General features: G+C 57.6%; 30 protein-coding genes and 1 pseudogene. 25 read left to right on the forward strand and 6 right to left on the reverse strand.

What is annotated here, in order from left to right:
- The first annotated feature begins 36 nt into the window (after positions 1–36).
- The 22 genes from VSP_RS08945 to VSP_RS09055 all read left to right on the forward strand — a co-directional run bounded on the left by VSP_RS08945 (position 37) and on the right by VSP_RS09055 (position 18406).
- Positions 37–951, forward strand: coding sequence for a major capsid protein (locus VSP_RS08945; RefSeq protein WP_029190300.1), 915 nt, complete (start codon positions 37–39; stop codon positions 949–951).
- Between the two features lie 62 nt (positions 952–1013).
- Positions 1014–1430 (forward strand): hypothetical protein, encoded by a 417-nt coding sequence (locus VSP_RS08950; RefSeq protein ID WP_009960130.1) that lies wholly within the window; start codon positions 1014–1016, stop codon positions 1428–1430.
- A 47-nt stretch (positions 1431–1477) separates the two neighbouring features.
- On the forward strand, positions 1478–1783 hold the full coding sequence (locus tag VSP_RS08955) for a hypothetical protein (RefSeq protein WP_009960132.1): 306 nt from the start codon (positions 1478–1480) through the stop codon (positions 1781–1783).
- Between the two features lie 101 nt (positions 1784–1884).
- On the forward strand, positions 1885–2232 hold the full coding sequence (locus tag VSP_RS08960; RefSeq protein ID WP_009960133.1) for a hypothetical protein: 348 nt from the start codon (positions 1885–1887) through the stop codon (positions 2230–2232).
- Positions 2233–2257: 25 nt separating this feature from the next.
- Positions 2258–2839: a 3'-5' exonuclease gene (locus VSP_RS43925; RefSeq protein ID WP_157210803.1), complete on the forward strand. Its 582-nt coding sequence runs from the start codon at positions 2258–2260 to the stop codon at positions 2837–2839.
- Positions 2836–3399, forward strand: a complete 564-nt coding sequence (locus tag VSP_RS08970) for a hypothetical protein (protein ID WP_009960135.1) — start codon at positions 2836–2838, stop codon at positions 3397–3399. The genes VSP_RS43925 and VSP_RS08970 overlap by 4 nt, the downstream gene beginning before the upstream one ends.
- A 15-nt stretch (positions 3400–3414) precedes the next feature.
- A complete protein-coding gene (locus VSP_RS08975; protein ID WP_009960136.1) occupies positions 3415–4095 on the forward strand; it encodes a hypothetical protein in 681 nt (226 codons plus the stop codon).
- Entirely contained in the window at positions 4092–4586 is a 495-nt protein-coding gene (locus VSP_RS08980; RefSeq protein ID WP_009960137.1) for a hypothetical protein, read from the forward strand. Before VSP_RS08975 ends, VSP_RS08980 begins: the two co-directional genes overlap by 4 nt.
- A 2-nt stretch (positions 4587–4588) precedes the next feature.
- Positions 4589–5239, forward strand: a complete 651-nt coding sequence (locus VSP_RS08985; RefSeq protein ID WP_009960138.1) for a hypothetical protein — start codon at positions 4589–4591, stop codon at positions 5237–5239.
- Positions 5240–6010, forward strand: coding sequence for a hypothetical protein (locus VSP_RS08990; RefSeq protein ID WP_009960139.1), 771 nt, complete (start codon positions 5240–5242; stop codon positions 6008–6010). It begins immediately after the preceding gene.
- Between the two features lie 2 nt (positions 6011–6012).
- Complete coding sequence (locus tag VSP_RS08995) at positions 6013–7746, forward strand: hypothetical protein (RefSeq protein ID WP_009960141.1); 1734 nt, start codon at positions 6013–6015, stop codon at positions 7744–7746.
- A gap of 1 nt (position 7747) precedes the next feature.
- Positions 7748–8443 carry a hypothetical protein gene (locus tag VSP_RS09000; protein WP_009960144.1) on the forward strand — a complete coding sequence of 232 codons (696 nt, stop codon included), beginning with the start codon at positions 7748–7750 and terminating at the stop codon, positions 8441–8443.
- Positions 8440–8997: a hypothetical protein gene (locus VSP_RS09005; protein WP_009960145.1), complete on the forward strand. Its 558-nt coding sequence runs from the start codon at positions 8440–8442 to the stop codon at positions 8995–8997. The genes VSP_RS09000 and VSP_RS09005 overlap by 4 nt, the downstream gene beginning before the upstream one ends.
- Positions 8994–9989, forward strand: a complete 996-nt coding sequence (locus VSP_RS09010; RefSeq protein ID WP_009960147.1) for a hypothetical protein — start codon at positions 8994–8996, stop codon at positions 9987–9989. The genes VSP_RS09005 and VSP_RS09010 overlap by 4 nt, the downstream gene beginning before the upstream one ends.
- A gap of 189 nt (positions 9990–10178) precedes the next feature.
- Entirely contained in the window at positions 10179–12854 is a 2676-nt protein-coding gene (locus tag VSP_RS09015; protein ID WP_009960148.1) for a hypothetical protein, read from the forward strand.
- A 6-nt stretch (positions 12855–12860) separates the two neighbouring features.
- Positions 12861–13604, forward strand: a complete 744-nt coding sequence (locus tag VSP_RS09020) for an Ig domain-containing protein (protein WP_009960149.1) — start codon at positions 12861–12863, stop codon at positions 13602–13604.
- 17 nt (positions 13605–13621) lie between these two features.
- Positions 13622–14797 (forward strand): hypothetical protein, encoded by a 1176-nt coding sequence (locus VSP_RS42055; RefSeq protein WP_053332322.1) that lies wholly within the window; start codon positions 13622–13624, stop codon positions 14795–14797.
- 150 nt (positions 14798–14947) lie between these two features.
- Entirely contained in the window at positions 14948–16357 is a 1410-nt protein-coding gene (locus VSP_RS09030) for a hypothetical protein (protein ID WP_232289556.1), read from the forward strand.
- A gap of 104 nt (positions 16358–16461) precedes the next feature.
- A complete protein-coding gene (locus tag VSP_RS09035) occupies positions 16462–16866 on the forward strand; it encodes a hypothetical protein (protein WP_157210808.1) in 405 nt (134 codons plus the stop codon).
- A 294-nt stretch (positions 16867–17160) separates the two neighbouring features.
- Positions 17161–17349: a hypothetical protein gene (locus tag VSP_RS42060; RefSeq protein ID WP_156345490.1), complete on the forward strand. Its 189-nt coding sequence runs from the start codon at positions 17161–17163 to the stop codon at positions 17347–17349.
- A gap of 2 nt (positions 17350–17351) precedes the next feature.
- Positions 17352–17804, forward strand: a complete 453-nt coding sequence (locus VSP_RS40830; protein ID WP_081452469.1) for a DUF1353 domain-containing protein — start codon at positions 17352–17354, stop codon at positions 17802–17804.
- The gene (locus VSP_RS09055) at positions 17801–18406 is read left to right on the forward strand and encodes a M15 family metallopeptidase (protein WP_009960155.1); all 606 of its coding nucleotides are present in this window, start codon (positions 17801–17803) and stop codon (positions 18404–18406) included. Before VSP_RS40830 ends, VSP_RS09055 begins: the two co-directional genes overlap by 4 nt.
- A gap of 176 nt (positions 18407–18582) precedes the next feature.
- On the opposite strand, the gene VSP_RS09060 is transcribed toward VSP_RS09055, so the two are convergent.
- Positions 18583–18975 carry a hypothetical protein gene (locus tag VSP_RS09060; protein ID WP_009960156.1) on the reverse strand — a complete coding sequence of 131 codons (393 nt, stop codon included), beginning with the start codon at positions 18973–18975 and terminating at the stop codon, positions 18583–18585.
- Positions 18951–19238, reverse strand: a complete 288-nt coding sequence (locus VSP_RS09065; protein ID WP_009960158.1) for a hypothetical protein — start codon at positions 19236–19238, stop codon at positions 18951–18953. Before VSP_RS09065 ends, VSP_RS09060 begins: the two co-directional genes overlap by 25 nt.
- Positions 19239–19679: 441 nt before the next feature.
- Here VSP_RS09065 and VSP_RS42970 point away from each other — a divergent pair, with 441 nt between their 5' ends.
- Complete coding sequence (locus VSP_RS42970; RefSeq protein ID WP_198141350.1) at positions 19680–19865, forward strand: hypothetical protein; 186 nt, start codon at positions 19680–19682, stop codon at positions 19863–19865.
- Positions 19866–19908: 43 nt separating this feature from the next.
- On the opposite strand, the gene VSP_RS09075 is transcribed toward VSP_RS42970, so the two are convergent.
- Genes VSP_RS09075 through VSP_RS09085 form a run of 3 tightly spaced genes read right to left on the reverse strand, consistent with a single transcriptional unit; the run spans position 19909 to position 20874 of the window.
- Positions 19909–20151: a hypothetical protein gene (locus VSP_RS09075; RefSeq protein WP_157210809.1), complete on the reverse strand. Its 243-nt coding sequence runs from the start codon at positions 20149–20151 to the stop codon at positions 19909–19911.
- Between the two features lie 15 nt (positions 20152–20166).
- Complete coding sequence (locus VSP_RS09080) at positions 20167–20451, reverse strand: hypothetical protein (RefSeq protein ID WP_009960161.1); 285 nt, start codon at positions 20449–20451, stop codon at positions 20167–20169.
- A gap of 3 nt (positions 20452–20454) precedes the next feature.
- Positions 20455–20874 carry a hypothetical protein gene (locus VSP_RS09085; protein WP_009960162.1) on the reverse strand — a complete coding sequence of 140 codons (420 nt, stop codon included), beginning with the start codon at positions 20872–20874 and terminating at the stop codon, positions 20455–20457.
- 500 nt (positions 20875–21374) lie between these two features.
- Here VSP_RS09085 and VSP_RS09095 point away from each other — a divergent pair, with 500 nt between their 5' ends.
- Positions 21375–22613 carry an ISL3-like element ISVsp15 family transposase gene (locus VSP_RS09095; RefSeq protein ID WP_009960166.1) on the forward strand — a complete coding sequence of 413 codons (1239 nt, stop codon included), beginning with the start codon at positions 21375–21377 and terminating at the stop codon, positions 22611–22613.
- Here the strand turns inward: VSP_RS09095 and VSP_RS09100 are convergent.
- On the reverse strand, positions 22593–23147 hold the full coding sequence (locus VSP_RS09100) for a hypothetical protein (RefSeq protein ID WP_157210810.1): 555 nt from the start codon (positions 23145–23147) through the stop codon (positions 22593–22595). The two genes, VSP_RS09095 and VSP_RS09100, sit on opposite strands and share 21 nt — an antisense overlap.
- Positions 23148–23323: 176 nt before the next feature.
- On the opposite strand from VSP_RS09100, the pseudogene VSP_RS09105 reads away from it, so the two are divergent.
- Positions 23324–23884: pseudogene (locus VSP_RS09105) on the forward strand (type II secretion system protein GspD); the annotation flags it as partial.
- Positions 23885–24228: the final 344 nt, after the last annotated feature.

Here is a 24228-nt window from a genome sequence, read left to right on the forward strand (position 1 = left end):
CCTCGTTACCCAACAGTCTAACTTACCTAAACTATCATGCCTCAAGGTCGAATCACCATTGTTGATGCGATGCAGCCCCATCTTGTGTTGGGCAACATCGTTGAAGAGAACGTCGCTCAGACGCCTGAACTGGGGGTGATCCCGGTTCGTGTGCTCGAAAGTGGCATCAGGTACAACACTCTCGCCATGGTCGAGTTGCCAACCACGGGCTTTCGTAAGCTTGGCGAGGGCATGCCTGCCAGCAAGGGGCGCTATGAGCCGCGTGAGCACAAGTGTTTCCTTTTCGGCGGACGCGTCGAGGTGGAGAGGGCTGCTGCTGCTGCTGACGCTGGCGGGATGTCCGCCATTGAGGCGCGTGCAACCCGGGGTGTTATGCTCTCGGCCCTGGCGACGCTTGGGCCTCAGATCTTCTACGGCACTGATCGCGGTGCCGATGGCTTTCAGGGTCTCAAGGCCTTCACTCCTTTCGGTGGTGCGTATACCAAAAACGCCACGGGTACGACTGCCTCAACGGCTACGTCAGTGTTTGGCGTGAAGCTTGGCGAGGATTACGCTGAGTTGATCGCGGGTCAGGGCAATGTCTTCGACCTCGGTGAGTTCCGTGATCAGGACATCCTGGGGACGAACAACAAGCCGCTCCCCGGTCGGGTCGCTGATCTTGAGGGCTGGATCGGTCTTCAGCTCAATCACAAGGCCAGTGCCGTTCGAGTGTGCAACATCACTGCCGACGTGGGCAAGGGTTGCACGGACAAGTTGCTCGGTGACGCACTGGACTTGCTGCCTGTGGGTGCGGAGCCTGATTACTGGTTCATGAATAAGCGCTCCCGCAATCAGCTTCGCCTGAGCCGCTCCACTCCGGAGAATGTGTATCCTGACATGCCGACTGAATCGAACGGCATCCCGATCATCTGCACGGATTCGATCCTCAACACGGATGCCATCGAAGTCTAGTCCCTGGCTGATCAGCGCGTCCGTCTGACTTAAACCCACTCTTTCAATCGGAGATAAATTTTATGCCTCCCTCCTCATATCCCGGAAAAATTCGCGACACTCAACTCAAGGTCAGCAAAGTGTTGCCTGCGGCTAACGCCAACAACAACACTGACCCTATCGACCTGATCGCCGATAACCCTGGTATCAATGCCCGGGGCTACGAGGCTGAGATTGTGGTCGATGTACTGCCTTCCTTGGTGGATACCAAGAAGGTCACCGTGACGGTTCAGGACAGTGCAGACGGCACGAACTTCGCGGCCATCCCTGAGCTTGCTACCGTCGTCCTGACAGGGGCGGGTGGTGTCGGTGCTGCTGCGGTCACTCGCACGGTGAAGTTGCCTCAGACTGTGCGCCGTTACATCCGCCTCAACACGGCGGTCGAGGCGGCTGGCGGTGACAATACCGCCAAGAGCGTCGCTCTCTCCATCGTCTTCTGATCCTCAATCCGGATCGGGTCAACTCAAAAAGTTCTTTCCTGTAACTCATGAAAACCGTTCATTACCATCAAGCTGGCAAGCCTCCCACCGAAATGCATGTCGTAAAGACGCATCCCGGGGGCGCGAAGGTGGATCTTGCATACGAAGAAAAAGGTGAGGTGGTCGTCTCTGGCTGCGTCCTCAGCCTCACGCCTGAGATTGGCTCGGCGACAGTCATCGTCGACGAATCCGACAAGGGGAAGAAGAAGACTGAAGCGAAGGTCAAGCTCCCTGAGGGTGGTGCGCCTCCCGCTCCTGCTGTCCCTCCGGTCGGCGGCGAGAGTGGTCCCCCGGTTGAGGGAGATCCCAAATAACTTTCTGGCCATAAGGCTGGATGCTACCAAGGTTGTGTGTCACAAACGCCGTTCGGGACTTCTCCCCCGGGCGGCGTTTTCTTTGACAGTAGTTCGCTTGCATGCCCTCTGCTGCTGCTGTTCGTGCCGCCTTTGACCGTGACAGGGAGATGCGCCACGCGTGCTATGCGAAGGACGTGACGCTCGATGGCACGAAGAAAACGGGGATCTATTCCCCTCCCGTGTTTGAACGTGTGCAGGCGGGTGAAGGTGGTGGCTCCGAATATGACTTCGATGCAACGGTCAAACTTAAGAAGGCGGATTGGCCCGCGTTCCCGACCTCGGTGTCATTCAATGAAAAGATCATCAAGATCCACTTGGAAGGCGGGCTCGTGGTCTATCAGATCAAGGCTGTGACTGATCTCCATAATACCGGGGAATGGAAGCTGGTGCTTGAGGCGATGGTTTGACAGGTGCTCGCCTTCAATGAGTGAAATGCCCGTTGAACCGAGGATTCTGGTTGGTGACATTGAAACTACTGGCTTGGATGAGAGGCGGCATAGCATCCTAAAGATTGGCCTGACCTGGATGACTGGGGGAGTTGGGCAGTTCTCCATTCAATGCCGCATGTGGGAAGGTGCGGAATGGGATGCGCGGGCGGCGGAGGTGCACGGCATCAGTTTCAAGGAGGCTAATGATCCAGCGTTGCCGACTGAGCATGATGCAGTTTCGAACGCGTTCGATTGGATTGGGCAGGAAAAGTTCATCTTCGCGGGATTGAATCCCCATATGGATCGGCGCTTTCTGAATTATGCCCGTATCCGTCCTGGCTTTCAACGCGGGGTGCTTCCAGACATTGGCCATCGGATGATTGATCTGCATTCCTTGGCGGTGCCTTTCGCTTTGGCTTCGGGGGCTGCTGTGCCTCCCCGTGGTTTCAATACGGATGAGATTTACAGTCTTCTGGGGATGCCTCCAGAGCCTCGCCCTCATGACGCGATCACTGGGGCCTTGATGGAGGCTGAGGCGTTCCGAATCCTGTTCGGGTGGCCTACGCTCTCAGAGGTGCAACCATGAATTCGGCCATTGAACAAGGCCTGCGTGCGTACCTCACCGAGAAGTTCGGGGCGGTCGACACCCTGATTGGTGAGGGTGTGGGCGCGGTTACCCTGTTGGCTTGCGTGATTGAGGGGGCAACGGTCTCCCTGCACTGCAACGTTGGGAAAGACGTTCTGCCGGACTCCGTTCCATACGTGATCGTTGGGATCAAGGATGTCCAGCATCGAGTTGGTGAGCTGTACGATGGTGAAGTCTTAATCGCGGTCTCCACTCCTGACAACGTGGCGGGAGTGAGTGAGGTGCAGCATCGAGCGGTGGTCAAGGCTCTGCGGCAGTGCTGGCCAGATATGCAGAGGCTTTACGCGGATCGCGCCCGGGCCGTATCGGCGGAAGACATTGCGGCCACTCAGGCAGCGTTGGATGCGGGGCTTGCGAATACTGCGGCGATTTCTGCGGCTCTGGAGGCTGCTGCGGGGGTTTCCACGGCGGGCTACTTTTTTCAAGGTGTGGGTGAGAGTCTTGGCAACAACCGCTGGCAAGCTCAGATCAGGATCAAGCTAGGGTTGCGGGAGGTTTGACAACCTCTTTCCACCATGGCTGCTGCAATCGGAGTTCTTTCTACTTTTGGCATCGTGCTCCCGGATGGGGCGGAGGCTCAATCATCGCAACGGACGCAATCCGTAGAGATCTCCGAACTTGTCGGAGCTGCGGGTGAGTATGTGAAAGCTGATCCGCTGCACGCCAAAAAGACGGATGTCACTGTGACCTATGTAGGCGAGCCGATGCATGCCTCTGTGACATCGGCAGCTATCGCGCTGCCTGCAACTATGACGATCATCAAGAGTGATGCGACTGAGGTCAACAATGGTCGCGTCTCTTGCACCGTGATGGCGTCAGGGCATTCGGCCTTTACTGACGCTGCGGGGGCGAGCCCTGGTGTGGGCGCTGGTGATCCGGATGAGGACACGCTCAACATCGTTAGTTGTTCCTTCTCCCTAGCGGAGAACGTTCAGGTTTCCCACGAGGTTCAGGACAAAATGATTCTGGGGGGCGATGGTGCTCCCGGGGCTCGTGCGACCTGCCTTCAGAAGAATTCCTTCACGACGCGCTTTCGTGGTGACCTTCCTGCCGGGGTGGTACTGGGCACCTCTGGCGCGGGCGTCAAGGGCTTGGAGGACGGCAAGCTTCTTGTGAATCAGCTCATGGAAGAGCAGAAAATGGATGATTTCAACGGCGGGTCGGTCGGTGGAAACCACTACCCTCTCGCGGCATGAGTCTTTGGCTCGGCTGTGTGCCTGTGGTGTTCCACGAGCGCGATCTTGTTGCCCGCATTCCTTCTTGCGTCCCTATCGTGGCTGCGGTCATGGCTGCGGGTTGGCGGCTCTCCAATGATGGTTTCCCCAACCATACCGACGTGTTGGAGGGGGTGGCGCATGTGCAGGATTTTAAGCGCGCCAGTCCCTCCAAATTGTCACGTGTGATCACGTTTCGTTTCCGTACTCAAAGGATCGCCTGCGAAGGTGACTTGATGCGGATCGAGGAATTCGTTGCTCGGTGTCAGAGCGAGCCTGCGTTCCTCCGTGCGGCAAAGGCGCTCCCTCGCTATGAGCACTGGATCAGGCAGCTTTGTGCCAAGCTGCCGGAGGTCCCCCGTTCGCTGCAAGCCTCGGAGCCTGATGCTCATGATCGCACCTTGGTTGTTCCCATGCATGGGCGGCCCGATTGGGTGAGGCGGTTCGCTCAACAATATGAGGATGGATTCTGACCATGGAGCTGAATGATTTCGAGCGATCCCTCTTTCTGGATCTCGCGTTCTTCGCGGAAGACTCGTCCTTTGAATCGCATGACCTTCGCCCTGTCTCACTGGCAAGCTTTAAGGCGATGGAGATCATGGGGATTAAGCTGATGGAGTTGGACCCGGGTCTTTCGGTCGAGGAAGAGACTCAGCAAATCGCGGCCTTCATCTGGCTGCACGGACAGCCTTTGCCTGCTGTGTGCTCCGCACTTTGGTCGGGGCGTTGGAGGGTGGTAATGGAGTCTTTCAATGAACCCATGCCGAGCATCGTTGCTGCCTTTCGCCAGTGGCGAATTCGCATTGTGGCGATGATTCACGCGGCAAGCATCAACATTCGGCCTAGGCCGAAAAAGGTGGGTGCTAAAGATGATTCGCCCCGTGACCTTGTTGGGCCTAGCCAGTTCGCGTTCACTATCGGAACCATTGCCAGCTATACCCATTTCAGTCGCCAAGAGATCAAGTGGCATATCTTTCTCCCTGAGGCGATGCAATACTACCACGCGGCTTTGCGCGACTCGGGTTACTGGACGGTCCCCGTGGGGAGGCGGGTCACTGAGGAAGATGTCTCGGACCTTGTTCCGGACTTCCTCAAGGGTGCGGTTGACACGGGGCAACCTCCGTGAATGAGAGATGGCCTTACACTAAAAACGGATCGCTTCGCCCGGGCAATGACCCTGCTGGCGGGCTATACGAGTAAGACTATCGAAGATGAAATGCTCTCTCAGTCGAAGGGGGTAATTCGTGAGGTGCTTTCGATCACGCCACCCGCACAACGGGGCGAGGGCGTCAAGCTGATGGGCGTAGCTGCTCGTCGAGCTGGTGAGGCAAGAATTGATGCGGATCTACGCGGAGTGTTTCAGGGTGTGAAGATCCGGGGCTTTCGGATGGTGCCTCATCTCTTTGGTGATCGCTCGCCTGAGGTGGGGAAAAAGCCGCCCTATCGCGTCGCGACCAAAGAGAAGCATTTGAACGTTGAGGGCATTTACAATGCCCGTCAGGCCTCGCGTTCACGTCGAGGCAAGAAGTCTCTGACTCGTGGGCAGAGGGCTCCTTACTATGTGGATGAAAAGAAGCTCGATGCCCTGGCGCGAAAGCTGAAGGGGAACGTCGGGAAATTGGCGCAAGGGTTCAAGCCTGCGGCTGATCGCCTAGGGTTGGCGATGCCTGTCTATGCGCGGGGTCAACACAATGCGCCCGGGTCCATCGACATCGATTTTAAGCCGAATCACCTCCGCATCGTTTTCACAAACAATGTTTCATACAGTGCCCTGGTGCCTGATATGCCTCGTCGGATGCAATGGGCTGTTGATCAACAGGCCCGAAAGATTGAGCGGCAGCTTCCCTATCTGATCCGGAAGGCTGCTCGTGACAGTGGTTTCAAAGTGCGTTCATAAATATGATCCAAGGTGAGTTAGATCTAGAACTTGCGCGGTTCAACACGCGGCTCGCTGAGGCGGTGAACAGTTCCGCAAGGGCTGGCGATGCCATGCGGCGAAATATGTCCGGCGTGGGTGACGCTGCCGCTGCTGGAGCTGGTGGTGTCGGCGATGCTGTTGCCGAGCAGATCACGGGGTTGCTTGCGGTTGGGGGTATTGCCGGGGTGGCCTCGGCAATCAAGTCGATCACGAAAAGCATGGGGGACTTGAGTGACATGTCCACCCGCCTTAATGAGAGTCCTGAGACGCTGCAACGTGTTGGGGCTGCGGCGTCCTGGACGGATAGCTCTGTAGAGGGGTTGGCGAATAGTTTTCTCAAGCTTGAGAAGTCATTGGGGACCATCGACAACGAGCCAGCCGTTGAGGCTCTGGAGAGGTACGGATTGACCGCCTCTCAGTTGGCGGGGATGCCTCTGGACCAAAAGATTCTGGCTCTGGCTGGGGCCTTCCAGAAGGCTCGGGAGACTGGCACGGGGCTCGCGGATCTGCAAACGCTGTTGGGCAAGTCTGCCTCGGAGCTGATCCCGCTTCTATCCATGAGTACGGATGAGATCAAGGAAATGTTTGAAAGTGTTTCCGTCGTGTCTGATGAGGTGATCGACCGCCTTGCCTATCTCGATGATCGGATGGATCAGATTGGGCAGTCGGCATCGACAATGGCGGCAACGGTGATTGATGCCTTTGCGGGGATTCTAGAATTCTCGTGGGATTCACTGGCTCATGGTGGCCCTGGTCTGGCCTTCGAGCGGCTCGGAGAAAAGCAGTACGAGGCTCAGTTGGCGCGTGCGAAGCGTGCGCGGGAGCGGGAGGAGAGTCGCGCAAAGGCGGCGGAGGGTGTGGGTGCCGCTCAGAGTGTGGCAAAGGAAGAGGAGGCGAAGAAGAAGAGCGAAGCCTCAACCAAGAAACTCGATGAATCGAAGGAGTCTGTGCAGTCCCGCAAGTATGAGGGGATGACTGACATGGACAAGCTGAGGGCTCTCGATGAGGAGTTGAAGGCCATCTTCGATAAGATGCAGAACTCTGGAGGCAAATTCTTCGCCTCCACCATCGAGGGGTTAGAGCAGTGGGCTAAGAAGCTCGAAGGCATGGGCATGAAGGATGAGGCCACTAAGGTCTATGAAATGCTCAGGAAGGCCCTTGAGGTCACTCAGAAGATGGACGGCATCAGCTCGGGCATGCGTGAGAAAGCGGCTCAAGAGGCGGAAACGAAGCAAAAGGAGCTGGAAAAACTGAGGGATGACTCGGATGAGAAAGAGGGCAAGTTGCTCAGTCCGGAGGAGCAGGCGACTCAGCTCCGGGAAAAGCTTGCTCAGTCCCTCGGGCTTAAGATCACGAGTGCTGCTGATGTTTCCAAGGGGCTTGAGAAGGCTCGTGCAGAAGTTGAGGAGAAGAAAAAGAGCGGTGACGTGAACGGTGAGCTTGAGGCAAGGAAGCGCTATAACACTGCTCTTGAGCAGGCAGATCAGCTTTCGGGTTTGGCCAGTGGGGCAAGGGCTCCCGCTGCCCTCGCGGGCGAAACGGCCGGCGCTCTAAGTCTTCTGATGGGCGGTAGTGGGAACGACCTGGTGCTTGATGAAACCAAGCAGCAAGGGCAGACCCTCAAGGATATTCAACGCGTTCTTGAACGGATCGAAAAAGGTGCAGAGGGCGGGTATACGGGAAACAACTCCGGATTTGGATTTGATCTAAACTAGCATGAGGATACAACTCAAGGGCATCACTGGGGGAAAGGATCGTCGCGGGCTGTTGGGCCTTTCGTATCGGTTCCTGTTTACCGACTCATCGGAATCGGAAGCGCTGCTTGCGGCTTTGCCCGTGTCCATCGGTCTTCCAGAGGTGGATCGGAATATCAGTGAGTGGGATGTCGACAATAGCGGTTTCATCGTTCAAGCGAATTTTGAGGGCTTGGTCGATGAGCCGGGGGAGGATCAGGATCAATACATTATCCGCCCTGAGTGGAGAGAGGAGCCGATTGAGGCGTTTCCAGATCGCGGCACGCTTGAAACAAAGTACGGGGCATATGAGGAAGAGGGGCGCATTAAGTTTCCGCAATACATGGAGCGTCCTTCAGAGTTGGGCGGGTCGAGCGCGAAAGAGGATGAGCCCAATCCGCTCTTTGGCACTACGACTTATCCCGTGATGAGGATCACGGCCTCGCATAGCTATGTGAGGTTTCGCGTGCCTTCATCCGTCTATACCAACGTCGGCAAGGTGGTGAAGCGGTTGCCTTCGGGGTTTCAAGATCCACCCAAGCGGACTTGGATTGTGGATGTGCCTCAGGTGCGTCGACGGGGTAACTGCTGGGAAATCGTCGAGACGTGGAAGGAAGTGGATCGACTGAAGCACCTTGAGGCCCTGTATCTTCTGTTGGGTAAACTTGGAAACAAATGACGAACCATCTCACGCGGACGGGGCCGATACGTGTGCATCAGTATCGGGCAGGTGTCGCCATCGTGGCGGATCTGGCAACCCCGGGATATTTGGGGGCCTTCAAGGTCGCCATGGCGGGAGCTGCTGCGGTGCGCGTGGGCTTGGGGCTCATTGAGAACATTGTGCCAAAGCTCCGACGTGTCCCCTTGGATGGTCGTGACTCGAAGGGGCGTCGTGTGTCGGTGCCGGTGCTCAAGGTCGAGGATGGTCCGAACAAAGACTTGCAATCGTGGGTGTGTCTCAAGGTCACCGTCGACAAGCTTGGGGTGATCGATGCAAAGGCAGAGATTCCGGTCGACGTGGTGCATTTGAATGACCTGACGGGGAAGTTCGCCAACGGTTTTAGCGTCGATCAGGATGGCGTGGGATACCTACCGATTGCGCTGCTCCTCTGGCGTGATCAACGTCGGCTGTTCAAGGTTGTTCAGAACGTCTACTTCAATCAGCGACATTCCTTTGCGCCTCCGGAAAAGGACGGCGGCAAAGGGTGGCACGTCTTCTCTCCTGTTGCATGAGTGGCGGCAACCGTATCTTGAGCCTTGTTGCTTTGGAGGGTGCGCCCTGGCGGCATCCTTGGGGTGTTCGCCTGAGGTGGAATCGGAAGCTTGAGGTGTGGGAGTGTAATATCAAAGCGGGCCTCGTGAACTGCGTTGATCCAACGATCTCCATCCCGGGTAAGCAGGCCCCTAAAAGGACTGTGGCGAGGTTGGGTCGTTTGGCTGCTGAGCAGGCTGTTGATGCATGGTTGACCGAATCCCCTTGGTTCGAGGTTGGTCCACTTAGGGCGATAGGTCCTGACAGTTCGCCGGAAGGTGTTTCCTCCAATCCTGACGGGAGCCTCAACCTCACGTTTGAGGCGGTGCCGGAATTCTTCAGCTATCGGGGTGTCGGTCCTCCGCCTGCGGCTACGTTTGATCCTGCGGGTTTAGGTGGGCAGGCGGTGTCCGGACTGTTGGATAAGTCCGGTCAGGGCACGCGGCTCCTGCGGGCGTGTGACCTGGTGCTTTTCATAGACCGTCCGTCCAACTCTACTCAGTGGGATACTGGCTCGGGTGTGGATGGATTGTTTGCTCAATTCACGGTCACGACTGTTGAGAAGCCGAATGCTAAGGAGCGTCCCTATATTCGGCTCACGTCCAAGTGGGAGCCTCCCATAGATTCAGCGGCTTCTGACAAGCTTGCAGGGGATTGGGAGGGTCAGCCTTGGGATGAGTATCTCATCGCCACGGTGTTCTTGATGTCGCCACCCAATGCGGCTTTGGACAGTCCTCCCGATGGATCATGGAGTGCCTTTGTGAAGCACTCCTTGTTTTGGAATTTGCATCATGGGGTGAGTCGACTCGATCCCTCTCTGGCGAGATTGCAATTGTCTCTGCAGACGGGTTTGGCGGGCGGCGTTGGCGATGCCTTGGGGCTCTTTATTCAGGCTCAAATCAATGATGCAAATAGCGCTGCCTCTGAGTTCCTTGGGCGAGAGGAAATTCAAACGCACCTCTGGACGGTTTGACTCGCGGTCCGTTTCATGGCTGGACTCGACAAGGCGTCACGAATGGAAAGGGAGCGAGCGGATAGGCTCGCGGCAGAGAGGAAAAAGAATCGATCCTTAGACCCTAGATTCCCGTTCGTGGCGCGGGCGCTGAATCCAAGCTTCTTTCGCCTGCTGGGTCGGCGGAAGCTTTGACAGCCTCGCGCTCTCGTGCAGGGGATACTTTACGCAAACATCACGGCGCTGGAATTGCGCGGGGCGCTCGACGGCGGAGAATACTCCTTTCCAAAGGTTGTTGCTGGTTCTCACCTCTCCCTCAAGCTGCGGCTCTCTCAAGATCTTGAGGGGGAGCCTGCCGATGTAAGGCGAACTGTCCACGCTATCAAGGCTTCACTCGGGCGGGCGGATGCGCGTCCTTTGGGGGGTGGTTTCCAGCTCAAGCTGGGGGATGCTGCGGAATCGGCGGGGGTTAATGTGACCGTTCCGCTCGCCTATAATTGCACGGCGGCTCAGCTTGAGTCGGCGATCAACGGCTTATCCGGTGTCCCGGACCTCAGGCCCTGCAAGGTGCAGTTTGCAGAAGGCTCATTCGAGATCCGGTTTGCTGATGATTCAGCTCCGGTCGAGATCGTGTGTGTCGACAACGATCTTTGGCCCGTGTCCTTCGTCAATGCCTCAGCGGTCGCGTTCGATGAGGGGTTCACCCACGAACTTAGGTTGGTGCAGTCTCCTGTAGCTCAGACGGTCGAGTTTGGGTTGATTGTCCCTGATCCGCCTGAGGTGATTAGGCTGCAAGCGGGGGGTGAGAATACCGGTGTGACCTTCAATGAAATACAGAAGCTCACGATCCCCGTTGAGTTCCGCGGGGCCTTCCAGCTTTCCCGGGGGTTTCGTCGGACGGCTCCCATAGGCCTTCCTACGGATGGCGATGAGGTGTTGGAAAAGATTGAAGCTCTTGCTGATGTCGATGGCGTTTTCAGTGTGACGGAAGAGCAAGGTTCGCTCTTGATTGAGTTCGGCGGTTCCATGGCGGGTGAAGAGCAAGAGTTGCTCGCGGTCACGGTTTTCGATCCTCCCCCCGGTGATCTCTTGATCAACCTGGACACGGACAAGGCGGAGATGTATCGCCTCATGCGGGGCGTCGACCGCAACGGCGAGGTGAAGGTGCCTCTTGAGATCACTCTTACCCTCGAAGATGAGCAGTTCCCCGATGTTCTTCGCTCGGTGGTCTTCCGGTCTGAAGTGACTTTTGTTCCGCGTGTAAATGCGGAGGCTCAGAATGTCACGCCTTCGCTAGAGTGGAATCAGCCGCCCGCAAAGAGGCGTTACATTCCGTTCAGTCCTGATCAAATCCTCATCGGTCAGAGAAACTACCGGGCTCCCTTCGGGGATGGGGTGGCAACGGGTTATACCTTTAACCATGATCTAGACACCTCAGAGTTGCATGTCACCGTGAGGCAAAACGTTGAAGGGGGTGAAAGGATTCCTGACGACGAATACACGCTGACTTACGACAACGACAACTCGGTGACGGTGTCGTTCGTGGCTGCTCCTGCCGTGAATGCGCTGGTGGTCCTCATTACCACGGCAGACTTTCCCGCGACGTTTCAGGCACACAATCACGCCATCGGGGAGGTGGATGGACTCGACTTGATTCTAGCTGAGTTGGGAAGCCGTTTGACCGAATTGGAAACGCTTGTGCCGTCTGGGTCTCTGACCGCTAGTCCAAAGCAGGAGTTGCCTGTTGCCCAATGGGTCTTGCCGGACATTCTGGAGTTGTTTCCTGTGCCACGTTCCTATGAGCTTCCGGGCTCCGCTACCAACGGTTTGGCGGATCTGATCAAGGCTGACTTGCCTCGTATCGGTGGCCTGCTGCCTGCCGTGCATGATGCCGCATCGGAGGCGTTGAGTCTCCCGCTTGCCACGGCCCCCAGCGACAGTTTGGAGGGCAAGGTTTTCCAGAATACTTCTGGCGCAGTCGTGCAGCTCCCTGGCGGGCTCGGTAGGAGGGCAGTGGCTCTCAGGGCCAATGAATACTGCGCGTGTGTGTCAGAGGCTCCCAATCGACTCTCTTGGTATCGGGTGGCGAAAGCGGTCGGATCGGAAACGAGCTGGTACCCTACAGACTTCGACCGCGAGTTGTTTATGCTTTCGGTGAATGACAAGCAGTTGCGTTATAAGAAGACGCTTCAGGTTGGTTTCGCTCTTGAGCTTGCAATCTTTGCCTCAAACACTCGGGCTCATTACGTCGTGGTCATCGAGTGGGGTAAGTATGCTGACGACTTGGTGCCGGAAAGTGCTGCAAAGACTTTCACTGCCAACTTTTCAACGAATGTACTGACCTCAGTCGCGCACGGGTTGGGTAACGGCACTCCTCTCAGGTTGGCGAGCAGCACGGCGCTCCCTGCGGGCCTAGGTGCGGGTAATCGCTACTATGTGATCAACGCTGCTGCCGACACGTTTCAAGTGTCTCTAACGCTGGGTGGTGCGGCGGTTGATTTTGCGGACGCTGGGACGGGGGTGCATCAAGCATTTGCCGTTACGGGCCTAAACCTTGCGTCAATCACCTGGCAGACGGCCGCGCCGATTCTGCAACAACGGGTGATCCTGACCTCGGTGCCTTGCACACATGTCTTCGGGTGCCGCATCAAGCGTGAGTTGTTGGGTGGCGTAGACACTCTTTCCTCGGTCCGTATTCTCTATGGCGGGGAGGAAGGTGGGGCGAGCGCTCCCGATTCCGCCAACTTTGCCCTGCGGGCGCGGCTCATCCGCTTCGACACGGAGAACTCGGAGGCTGATCCTCGGGGCCTTGTTGGCATCGCGGGACTTAAGCGCGTTGTTGGGGCTGAGGAGTCCGGAGGCGCGGGAACGGCTCAAATCATTTAATTCGCCATGGCTGCACCTGTCATCGATCCAACTACATCCATCCTCGCCTACCGGGTTGGTGAGCATTTCGTTTATCAGCCCGCTGCAACAAACTCCCCCACGAGCTGGACGGCTGAGGGGCTTCCTGCGGGCCTTGCTATCACCTCCGGGACGGGGCGGATCAGCGGGGCAGCTACTGAGGCGGGTGTCTACAACGTCGCCTTGAGGGCGATCAATGGAGACGGGGCGAGTGCTCCGCTCTTCGTGGCTATCGGCATCGAGACGAGTGCCTATAGGCCCGACGCGTTCGTTGAGGTGAATGTGGACATTTCCACGGGGAAAGTTTCTCTGGTTGGGGGTGAGGTCAGTGAGACGGCTGTGCTCTTCGGAAAAAAGGGTGACTGGCTGATGTTGTCGGTTGGCTTCGTCAAGGGTGGCATCTTGCAGGATTTGCCTGTTTCAGTGCTGACGTACGTCATCAAGGAATATGACCTTGAGGGTATTCTTGTGCAGAGTGCAGGCGACTTTGAGAAGATTGGGTCCTATGAGGCAACGCGTTATCGCATCGTGTGCCACCTCGACCCGGTGCCGGTTGGCAATGCCCTGATCAACTACGATGACGACAAGGGCACGAGCTTTGATGCCGTGAGTGAATTGCGGTGGGGCATCTTGCATGAGCTTCCGGGCGATGAAGATCCCGCGGAATTCGAACGGTCTTCCCAGAACTTCACAACGGCGATCTGGCGCGATTTGGCTCCCGACCTGGCTTGATTATGGCAATAGCCACGATGAACTTTCCTGCGGCGAAACGCTATGCCAAAGCAGGCTATGCCATTCGCCGTGTAATCTGGGGCGCTGAGGGCGGTCTGCCTTTGGCATGGGTCACTTATCGGTGGGGGCTCTATCATTTCACTACGGCCTCTGAGGCGCGAGTAGTGCGGGCGCAAGACGTGGATGTCGATGATCTGCGGGCAAGTGACTGGACGCTTCAGGGTGTCGACGGCGTGGCTGTCGACGTTCCTCCGGTGGATGAGTTGCCAGACGGTCCGGGTGCGCCTCCTTCGGGCGGCGGCTCCTCTGGGGGGGCTAGCGGCGGCGGCGGTGGCTCAGGCGGCGGTGGTGGTGGTGGCCCTGGTGACTACCCGGGTGGTGAAGGTCCTGGTGACCTTGACAATCCCAACGGCGGCGGTGGCCCTGGGGATGGTGACGGCGGCGGTGGGGATGGTCCACCCCGGAAGCCTAAGCCTGCGCCCACGGCTACGGGCATGACGCTCGATGTCACCCGCACCTCTGGAGATTGCATCGTGCAGGTGGGGGGTGCTCCTAATCAAGGGGATGTGACGGACAATTTTTCGTTTACCCTTGAGCTGTCGGGAACAACCGATGCTCCTGCGGGCTTGTGGATGTATACTGTTCGTCACGGCTCGCCTACAGGGCCAAAAGTTGCGGGGCGTGGCACCATTGCTCCCGGTGATTCAGCGGATGGGGTGTTTGAAATAACGGCTCCTCGGGGCTCAGGGTCGTTCAAAGTTTGGGCAAGTGCTTATCGTTCGTACACGGGCTACAGTGCGCAAGCGAGCACTCAGGCTCAGATGCGCAACACTGATTGTCCTCCGGTGGGGCATCGCTATGACGGTGGGGGAAGTCTGACGGGTGGAACGGGGGAGGTGAATCTTTTGCTAGGCTGGCTCGCTGGTGATCTCCTGGCGTTCCCGTTTGCGGAGATTGATGATATTCCCGTTGAGTCGCCCGCTGATGGGCGGGCTGCTCTGGCTGCTGCTCTCTCGTCCTCGGTTGATGATCTCACGGTAACGGCTGGTTTAGTGGACGATACTTGGGAGGTTCAGGTCAACGGTGATCCTGTGTTGGTAAATGTAGAGTGGGCCATCTACACGGATGGCAATCCTTTGGATGGAGGCACGCACGGTGGAGGTGGCACGATGTTCGCGGTGGACTGGGTTTGACATATAGCGCCGTCGATGCGCATAGTTAACCTTACTTATGATCTCGGGTCCGGCGAGCTGTCGGCTGATTCCACCGTCAATCTCTTCAAGGGGTGCAGTCTTGAGCTGCGTCTGAAGTGTGTTTCGGGTGGTGCTCCGGAGCTGCTCCCTGTGGGGAGCTTCCTCGTTGCGGCAATGCGGGCAGATCTCGACGGTGAGGCTGTCACTGCTCTATCGGAATGGGTGTCGCCACCTGATTACAAGGGGTATTACAAGGGGGTGCTCGTGCTCGCTGGTGATGAGATGGAGGCGTTATTTCCTGTGGAAGTGTCGGAAAAGCGCGTCTGGCTTCAGATCATCCACCGTCCCACGGAAGGAGACTTCCCGATCTTCTCCGGTTTCGTTGAATGTGTCGTCAGGAAGCCTGCGGTGCATCCGGATGATGCGCCTCCCTTGGTGACGGCTCCCAATCCCTTCGCCGTCACGGACGCCCGTTATGCGGCGGTGCAAGAGTCGTTGACGGCGGTGGTCGACATCACGGGCGATGATGACACGGGGGAGATTGGCAAGCCGGGCCGGCCCTTCTTGACCATGCAGGCCGCTCTCTCCGCCATCATGGCGGCGGAGGCTTCAAATCCTTCCGATGTCTTTGTGTTGCGTGTGAAGCGCTTGGCTAGCTATGAGCCAGAAGTCACGGTTCCGGAGGTGGATTACCGTACCATTTTCCTCGACCTTGAGCCGGGTTACGGTGCGACTACTGGCACCCTGAACCTGACGATAACCTTCGTCCCGGGCGCTGCCCACTCGATGACGATCTTGCTTCGGGGTGAGATGTCCAACCTGTACGCAAAGGGTATTTCCCTTACGCTCGTTGGTCAGGGTGGGATTGTCTCTGGGATTGAGATTTCAGATCCAAGTGATGAGCAGAACAATCCGTATGCGGCTCTTTCCGCTTATGGGGACCTGCAAATTCAAGGTAGCATCAACGCATTCGGTGCCAGTGGTGTTCCGGGTAAGAATGTGAGTCTGGGTGGGCGGGTTAACTTCGCTAACAACGCTGTCTCCATCTCGACGAATGGTTCTCCCATGGGGAGCATCAGTGTGCAGGATTTTGCGCGAGTGTGTCCCATGAACGGCGGGTTGAGTGTTCTGCCCAACCTGGACTCTTCCATTCTGCGGGCGGGGGTGCGTGATTATCGCTCGATTAACACGTATACTTTGACCTCGACGCCTCAACAGATGGGGGGGTATGTGGAGCTTCCTTCACCCGGTCTCTGGCTTCTGAGTGGGCAGGCGGTTGTGCAGCTTGCGGGAGCGACCTTTTCATCGAGCCGCACGATCTCGCTGCGCTTCCGTAGGGTCAACAACACTGAGGCGGATGTCGGGAATGCGCTTGAGATGCCGACTCAGGTGGCATCCAATCAGACGCGTAGTCTGGGGTCGTGCGCCCTGCCTGTGCAGTTGTATCAGACGATTCGGTCCGGCGACCGAATCTCGCTATTTGGTGGCGTCTCCGTTTCGCCGTCGGCGGGGAATCTTGAGGTGGTGGGCTGGAGTATGCTGGCCTTCCGGGTTGCGTAGTCGTCCATTGTTTTGACAGGTGGCGGTGCCAAGAGGTGCCGCCACTTTTTTATGATCATCACGTTCGCTGTAGAGAAAGGAAATAACAAAGAATGCTCACGCTGATGAATCTCTTTGCTCTCATTCACCACGCCGAGCCTCATTGGAAATGGGCGCTGGCTGCTGGAGCGGGGATTATTGCGGCTGTGGGAGATATTGTTACACCGCCTGAGGCGGTCTGGGAGGATCGCACTTGGAAGGGCATCCTTGTGGCGGTGATCATCTTCCTTTTCAAGTTGCTTCTGAGTCAGCAAAAGGAGCATAAAGCGGAAAATCTTGAGCGGGAAAAGAGCATTGAGTCCTCCATGAAGGAGTTGAAAGAGAGCCTTGAAAAAGTGACCGAGTCGAATCAGAAGCTTGTCACTGTGACGGAAGAGCAGACCGGGTTTTTTAAGGCTGTTACCCGTGATCTTGTGAAAGAGCGATTGGTCGGCAAAAAGGAGGCTAGGGAAACAAGAGATCTGCCATGAAACGAGGATATTGGAAATTAGCTCTGCTGTCGTCCGGGGCGATGGCTTTCGTGTTGCTCCTCTTTGGAGTGCTTTTCATGGTCCCTGGGAATCCTGCCAGAAAGTGCCAGTGGAAGCCAAGCGCACCCTGTACATGTGCAGGCATTCGTGGGCCTTACGTCTATGCTTGTGAATGCTGTGAGGCGAGCCCTTGTGTGCCTGAGTCGAATCTCAAGCTCGATGCCATTCTCAAGGATCAGCGCGAGAGGGCTCGGAAGGCCCACGAGGCGGGCAAAGAACTGCGGGATCAGCCGCATGAAGAAATTTTACGGAAATAACTCGATGAACAAAGTTCGCCTCATTCTTCTTTTGGTGGCCCTGCCTCTCACCTCCTGTTATCTCCAAAACTACAAGCGGACCTACAGTGTCAGCTACATCACTCCGGAGGGGCAGCAAGTCGGGGTGGGGGCCACCTTCGACCCGGTGAAAAGATCGAGCAAGTAGGTATGCAGAATCACCCTAAGCAACCCTACGCGCTTCCAATTCCATCGCCTGATGATGGCCCTCTCTATCGGGTCACATCAGATTGGAGCTATGTTTGGAAGATCAACAGGCGAACCTATCGCCTTAGGGTTCCCAGAGGCTTTGAGTTCGACGGCGCTTCCGTGCCCTGGTGGATGTGGTCACTGTTGCGCGTTCCTCCGGATGGGCTCCATAGGGCTGCGGCTCTGGCTCACGACTACTTGTATCGCCATGTTGGACGGGTCCCTCTGGGGCATCAGCAAGAGTTGATTCGGGGGAAGTGGATGGACTGCACCTCTCCGTGGCTGCGTGAGGAAGCGGATGCCCTCTTTGCGCGGATTCTCCGGGAGTGTGGCGTGAGCATGGTTCGACGGCGGCTCATGTACCTCGGTGTCCGGATCTTTGGCAAAAGCAGTTGGAAGACAAGAATCGTATGACGCTGGATCAAATCATCAGAGAGGTGCAACGTGAGTTGCGTGTCGTGCAAGACGGGAAGCCTGGGCCTGGGACGTGGTCGGCCATTCATGAGCGCATTGTCCCCCGGGTGGTGCCTACTGTGGTCACTGGCGGTCGGGTGGATGATCGTAGCGAGCGAATGATTGCTACCCTTGTTCCGGAGGTCAGGGGGTACGCTCGAACGCTGGTGCAGCGTGCTGCGGCCATGGGGGTCGAGATCAAGGTCATCAGTGGCACGCGGACCTACGAGGCTCAGGATGCCTTGTACGCGCAAGGCAGGACGGCTCCGGGCTCGATTGTGACAAAGGCCCGGGGTGGCTACTCGAATCACAATTTCGGCATAGCGTTCGATATTGGTGTCTTTGAGGGTACCGAATACATCGGGGAGAGCCCTAAATACGCGGCAGTTGCGGCTATCGCGAAAGACTTGGGTCTTGAGTGGGGTGGGGATTGGAAGAGTATCCAAGATCAACCGCATTTCCAGTTGCGCCCTGTGTGGGCGCTTGGCATGAAGGAATCAGTCATGCTTGCTCAGCTCCGGGCTCGCGTGGCGGCGGGAAAGCCGATCTTCGATGGTCCGTGACTTTTTGAGGCTTGGGGAGTATTCAGGGAGTATTCAGAAACAAGCGACGTAAAGCATTGATAATGAACGGTGACGCAAGGCTTCAACTCCCCTCGCCTCCACCAAGTGACTGCCCCCGCAAACGCGGGGCGACAAGTGGGCCCAAAAATGGGTCACCTCGAACCCACAGCCGGATTTCAAACTCCTGTTGCCGCAGACTGCCCGTCCCGAAGGGACGAAGGATGGGAGCCGGTGGTGCAGGGAGCCTTGGCGACCGCAACCACCGGCTCCGGGTCCGCATTTCCACTCGTCCCGGAGGGACGCCGGAAGCCTGCCACAAGTTCCTGGCTCAGTTGCTCCGCCGGGATCGCCGTGTTGGCCAGCGCATTGGCGAACATCCCCACCAGCTCAATGTTCTCTTCCGTGCTCACGCCGGCAGATTGCGCACTGGCCGCTGTCGCCAGTAATCCCTGCACCAGGTCATTCAGCCCCGCGGCCGTCTCCGGCTCGATCCGGTTGATCGCCGCCATTGCCTTCGCCGCCTCTTGTTTCGCGGCCTCCTTGTTCAGCCCCTGGAACTTCGCCAGCACATTCGCGATCCCCCCCCCTCCGCGTCCCCCATCGCCTGGTTGAACTCAAAGCCCTCCCGGGTCACCGCCGCCACTGCAGCCAGGCCACGCACCGCCGCACTCATGCGACCGATCGCCCCCGTGAATCCACTCCCGATGCTCCCCAGGATCCCCTCCGTCTGACCCTTGAACCCCTTGATAACCCCCGCCGTCTCCTTCGTCCCCTGCACCACCTGACTGCCATCCCATCCTACTCTGGTGACGACATCGGCGGAGTTGGGCATATCGGCAGGGTTGGGATTCCCCCACACCCCGCTGTCAATCCGACCTGTTTAACAAAGAGCCGCTTTTTGTTATACGAAGGACCAACTTTCATGAAAGTGGCCTAGGCTGTTCAAAAAACCTGTCCGCGCTGCAGCCCTTGTAGAATGGGCGTCGCAGCGGTTTTCAGCCCTGCTGCAAACTGTATGCTCCTTGCGCTTGATCACCACTAGACCTAAAATCAATACAGATGGCTTCGTACAAAGAGACCCCACCCAAAAGATCAGTCCTTGCACGGACTGTTTCTCAAGGATGGGGTCGATTGTCGGAGATAACGGCGAAGACTCGCAATTACCTCGTTCGATTCATACACATCGAATCTAAGGTGCTGGAAACAGGATTGCAAGCTGAGCTCCCACGGAATGTGGAACATTCCCAGCAACCCCGCACACAACCATCACCTTATGACTCCCAGTCATCCGACGGTGGAATGTGGGCTCAGCCGAACCATCGACCATCGATGGCGTCTTGAGGTCAAGGTGAGTCATCGCCTTCACAGTCATTCCCTTACGACGTACGGAGAGCACATCTTCACCCGCAAGCACGAGGCCGCCAGGTTCAAGAAGGAACTGAAGCGCCGATACAGTTAACTGTATCTCCCTCTCAAGCGATCCCGCCGGCAATTTAGCCCCGCTAATTTGCTGGCGGGAACCTTTTCCCTCTCCCCTTAAACCACTCACACATCCGCTCCCAATACCTCCCCACCCGGCTCAGCTTCCGGTCCGGCCACTGCATCGGCTTTCCAGCCAGCACACAGCCCGCGTGGATCAGCACCAGCCCCTTGGCCTTCGAGATCTCCCACTCGATCTGGTAGAGCGTCAATGAGAGCACTGCCCGCGCCAGCAAGACCACATACTGGGCCGCTGAGACCGGCAATGGTAGTTTCCTTTGTCAGTCCATCCGTCGCTCGAACTTGTTCTCCTGGATCCACGCCGCACTCTCCGCCAGGTGGTGCAGGCACTGCGCACGCGCATACGGGATCCGGTTCGAAACCACCACAAAGTACGACTTGCTCGTGATCGTCACCCGCACCGTCCCGTACTTGGAGCCATGGCGCTTGATCCACGCCGACACTGCAACTCCTAGCCGCTGCGCCGCCGCATTGTAGCCCGCCGCCAGTTTGCCCACCGCGGCCCGCGTCTCCTTCTCGAGCGCCCGGAATTTCCTGTCACTCACATACTACGCCTGCTTCCGGCCTCGCGTCATCTTCCCATCGTGGCGCCGCTGCCTCCGTTGGTTGTAGATCACAATCAGGTCCGAATGCGTCTCCGTCGTCGGCACCGTGTACGGCGGCTGCCTCTTGATCCCCTCCGGATTCTTCTCGCCGAACAGGTGCGGAACCACCCGCTTGCCCTTCATGCGGACGGGTTGAAATACCCGCATTAGATCCCGGCACACACTCTCCTCCCCTTGCTTCTTCGCGGCCGCACCCGTCGTGCCCACGCTGGCCGGAGGCGTGATCGCGATCACCGTCTTCACGAACCCCTTCGCCTCCTGCGGGATTACCGTCGCCATCGTGTCCTGCATCACCTGCGGCACCGCCGCCAGCTTCTTCAGCAGCACACCGATCTCCACCCTCGTCTTGCGCTGCGCAGCCATTCTCCGCCAAGCACCAAGCACCACGAATTGGTTCAACACACCCCAGCCGCCACGCCACCTCATGGCGATCACGGCCGCCCACCTCGTTCACCTTGTAGGTTTCGTTCCCCTGCTTCACCAGCGTCCCCACACTCGGCTCCCCAAGCATCGCCGACTTGGGAATCAGCACCGTCATGCCACGAATCGGCCGCAAGCCTCCCTGCGGCGTCTCCTTCATCATCGTCCCCTTGTCTACCGCCGCCTCATAACACCACCCCGCCGATCACCACCTGGCCGCTATACACCGCCAGAATCGTCGTCACCAACATTCCCTGGAATGCCTTCAGCGCTGCTTGGTTCATCGTCGCTGGCGCGTGTCAATTCTTTCTCACGGCCCACTAAGGTCATGTAGGCAACCAACATGGCGTGGCGCAGCGCCGGGATCTCCTCCAGCACCCGAATAAATTGGCTCTTCGTAAAAGCCCGTGGGATTTTTGGTTGGGCTGGATAGATTGCGCCTCATGCAGGACACAGAGTTTTATGAGCGGTTGCTGGGCTTGAGCAAGCCTTGGAAGGTGACGGATGTCGACATGGACATAGCCGCTGGTGAAGTCCGGGTGAAGGTGACTTGCAATACCACTGTTTGGGTGGGGGATGCGGGACAACGTCTCCATGTTCACGGCCACGAACAGCGTCGCTGGCGGCATTTGGACACCTGCCAGTTTCGCACCATCATCGAAGCCTCGGTGCCCCGTGTGCTTGACCCTGCCGATGGCAAAACACAGATGGTGCAGGTTCCCTGGGCGGGGCCACGCAGCGGATGGACCCTCATGTTTGAGCACTTTGTCGTCCGGGTCCTGCTAGCTTGCACCACTCTCAGTGATGCTCTGCGTCTTACCGGGCTGGAGTGGCACCAGGCTCAAGGGATCATGAGCAGAGCCGTTGAGCGTGGCCTGCAAAGGCGCAAGCTGGAGCAGGTTGACTATGTGGGGCTGGACGAGAAGAGCTTTCGGCGGGGGCAGGACTACATCTCTGTGATGACTGACCTTGTGGCTCAGCGGGTGCTGGAGGTGCAACCCGGACGGGACACCGCCGCAGTGCTGAAGCTTTGGGAACTGTTGCCCGAAAACACCCGACAGCAGGTGCAAGCGGCGGCCATGGACTTTGGAGCGGCCTATGCAGCGGCAACGCGCCAGGCGGTGCCGCATGCGCTCATTGTCTATGACAAGTTCCATGTGAGCCAGATGTTGAGCAAGGCGGTGGACACCGTGCGACGTCAGGAACACAAGATCTTGATGGGACAGGGTGATGACACGCTCAAAGGCTCCAGATATGTCTGGCTGCGTGGACTTGAAAAGATGAGCGACGCGGAGTTTTTGAACTTCCAGCAACTGGTGGAACTCTCGTTGAAGACCTCGCGGGCGTGGGAGCACAAGGAGCTGTTTGCGGCCTTCTGGGAACAGCGCACTGCCGCAGAAGGGGCCAAGTTCTTTGCCCGATGGTTGAAGCGGGTCATGAGTTCACGTCTTGAGCCCGTCAAGAAAGCAGCGCGCACGTTGAAGACGCACCTACAGGGGTTGCTCAACTACTTTACCCACCCCATCACCAACGCGCTGACAGAAGGGCTCAACAGCCGCATTCAACTGCTCAAGGCGTCGGCACGGGGCTTTCGCAACTTCGACAACTACCGCATACGCATCCTGTTCTTCCTCGGCGGGCTCGACATGCTCCCCGCCTTGTCAAAATCCCACGGAAACTAACGAAGAACCAATAAATTCTTGCTTATCACGCACCATCCTTGGGGGCTGATCCGGCGTTCCCTTTAAATCCTCCACGAGGAACTTCCGCTTGGCTTTCATCTCTGGACTCGACATTCCTCTAATCAGAGCACGCGTTGGATCACCCTGAAACTGCAATGGGACTCTTTGCAACATGAGCTCCATGCGTCTCTCAGCCACATCATACTTCGCGACCAAGTGACTCACTTCGAGTTGCCGGTTCATCGCTGCAGCGAGAGTCGTCGTCGCCTGCGTCTGGGCGTTCATTGCATCAATCTGCTCGCGGGCCAGTAATTTATCAGCAGCGTGCCGCACTTCCGAGGCGACATCATCTTTATGCTTTACGTGCAGCCCGTAGGCAACGGCAGCAAAACCCACGATCGCCACCACGGCATTCAACGCACCGAAGCTGTCCCCAAAGACACCACGTTGGCCGGGATCACAGATTTGCCTACCTAGCACCCAGTGATAAGCCAAGGCAATGAGGATCGCCCCAGCGAGGGCTCCGAGCATCATAAGTGGAAACTTGGGTTTCTCCATCCTCCAACCCTGCCCCATCCCCACCACCCCGCAACTTAAAACCCTTGTCCCTTCCCCCTCTTCCCTTCCATAAAACAAGAACGCCCGCCTGGATCTCTCCAGGCTGCGGCTATGGCTGAGGGACTGAGGATGAACACCGACAAACAAAGACACCTGTCAAAACAACCACATCAGCCCAGCAGCAGCGCAAGGTGCTACGCCTGGAGGTAGATCCCGTGATTGGCCCGGATGGTTATACCATCGACCTCAACCTCGCCCCCGAGGTCACAGAGTTCGAAGGTTTCATCAACTACGGCAGCCCCATCAACACTGCTTCGACGGATGCGCTCGGCAATCCCACCACCGTCACGCTCACGGAGAACAAAATCGAGCAACCTGTCTTCTCCACCCGCAAGGTCACCACTGCGGTGACTGTCTGGGATGGCCAGACTGTCGCCATGGGCGGCCTCATCCGCGAGGATGTCCAGGATGTGGAAGACAAGGTGCCGATCCTCGGCGACCTGCCCTTTCTGGGGCGACTGTTCCAGAGCAAGGCCGAAGATCACTTCAAGCGCAACCTCATGATCCTCGTGACTGCCAAGCTGATTGATCCCTCCGGCGAGCCCGTCCGCAAACCCGCGCCTGCCCCCACAGCGCCCGTGTCTGGCGGAGCGAGCACCACTCCCGTCAGCCTGGATGGCGGCCCGGGACTGCTGCCCGCGGTGAACCCGTGAGAGAGCAAAGGGTGCGGTGGGTCAGCAGGAGAGTCTGGCCCACCGCATTTTTTGAGTAAGGTTCTCGTTAATTTAAAGCACAAGAGCACGCACAGTTTTCTCGGCCGACCACAGTTCCGACTCACCCAACGAAAAGTTCGACCAGTTGACACTTTTATTCATCCCATTTCCCGCTCATCTGCATCGTCGATAGAAGACAGAGCCCCGGATCGATGGAGATTGCAGCATTTGCGTTGAATATAGCGGTCTCGGCACTGGACATCGTTCGCCACTTACTCGAGATCTTATCTGTCGGGGCAGTAGCGTAGACACTTCTCCAGCAGGCGGTGACGGGCACTTCGAGT

The sequence above is a fragment of the Verrucomicrobium spinosum DSM 4136 = JCM 18804 genome (genome assembly GCF_000172155.1).
Classification (GTDB): domain Bacteria; phylum Verrucomicrobiota; class Verrucomicrobiia; order Verrucomicrobiales; family Verrucomicrobiaceae; genus Verrucomicrobium; species Verrucomicrobium spinosum.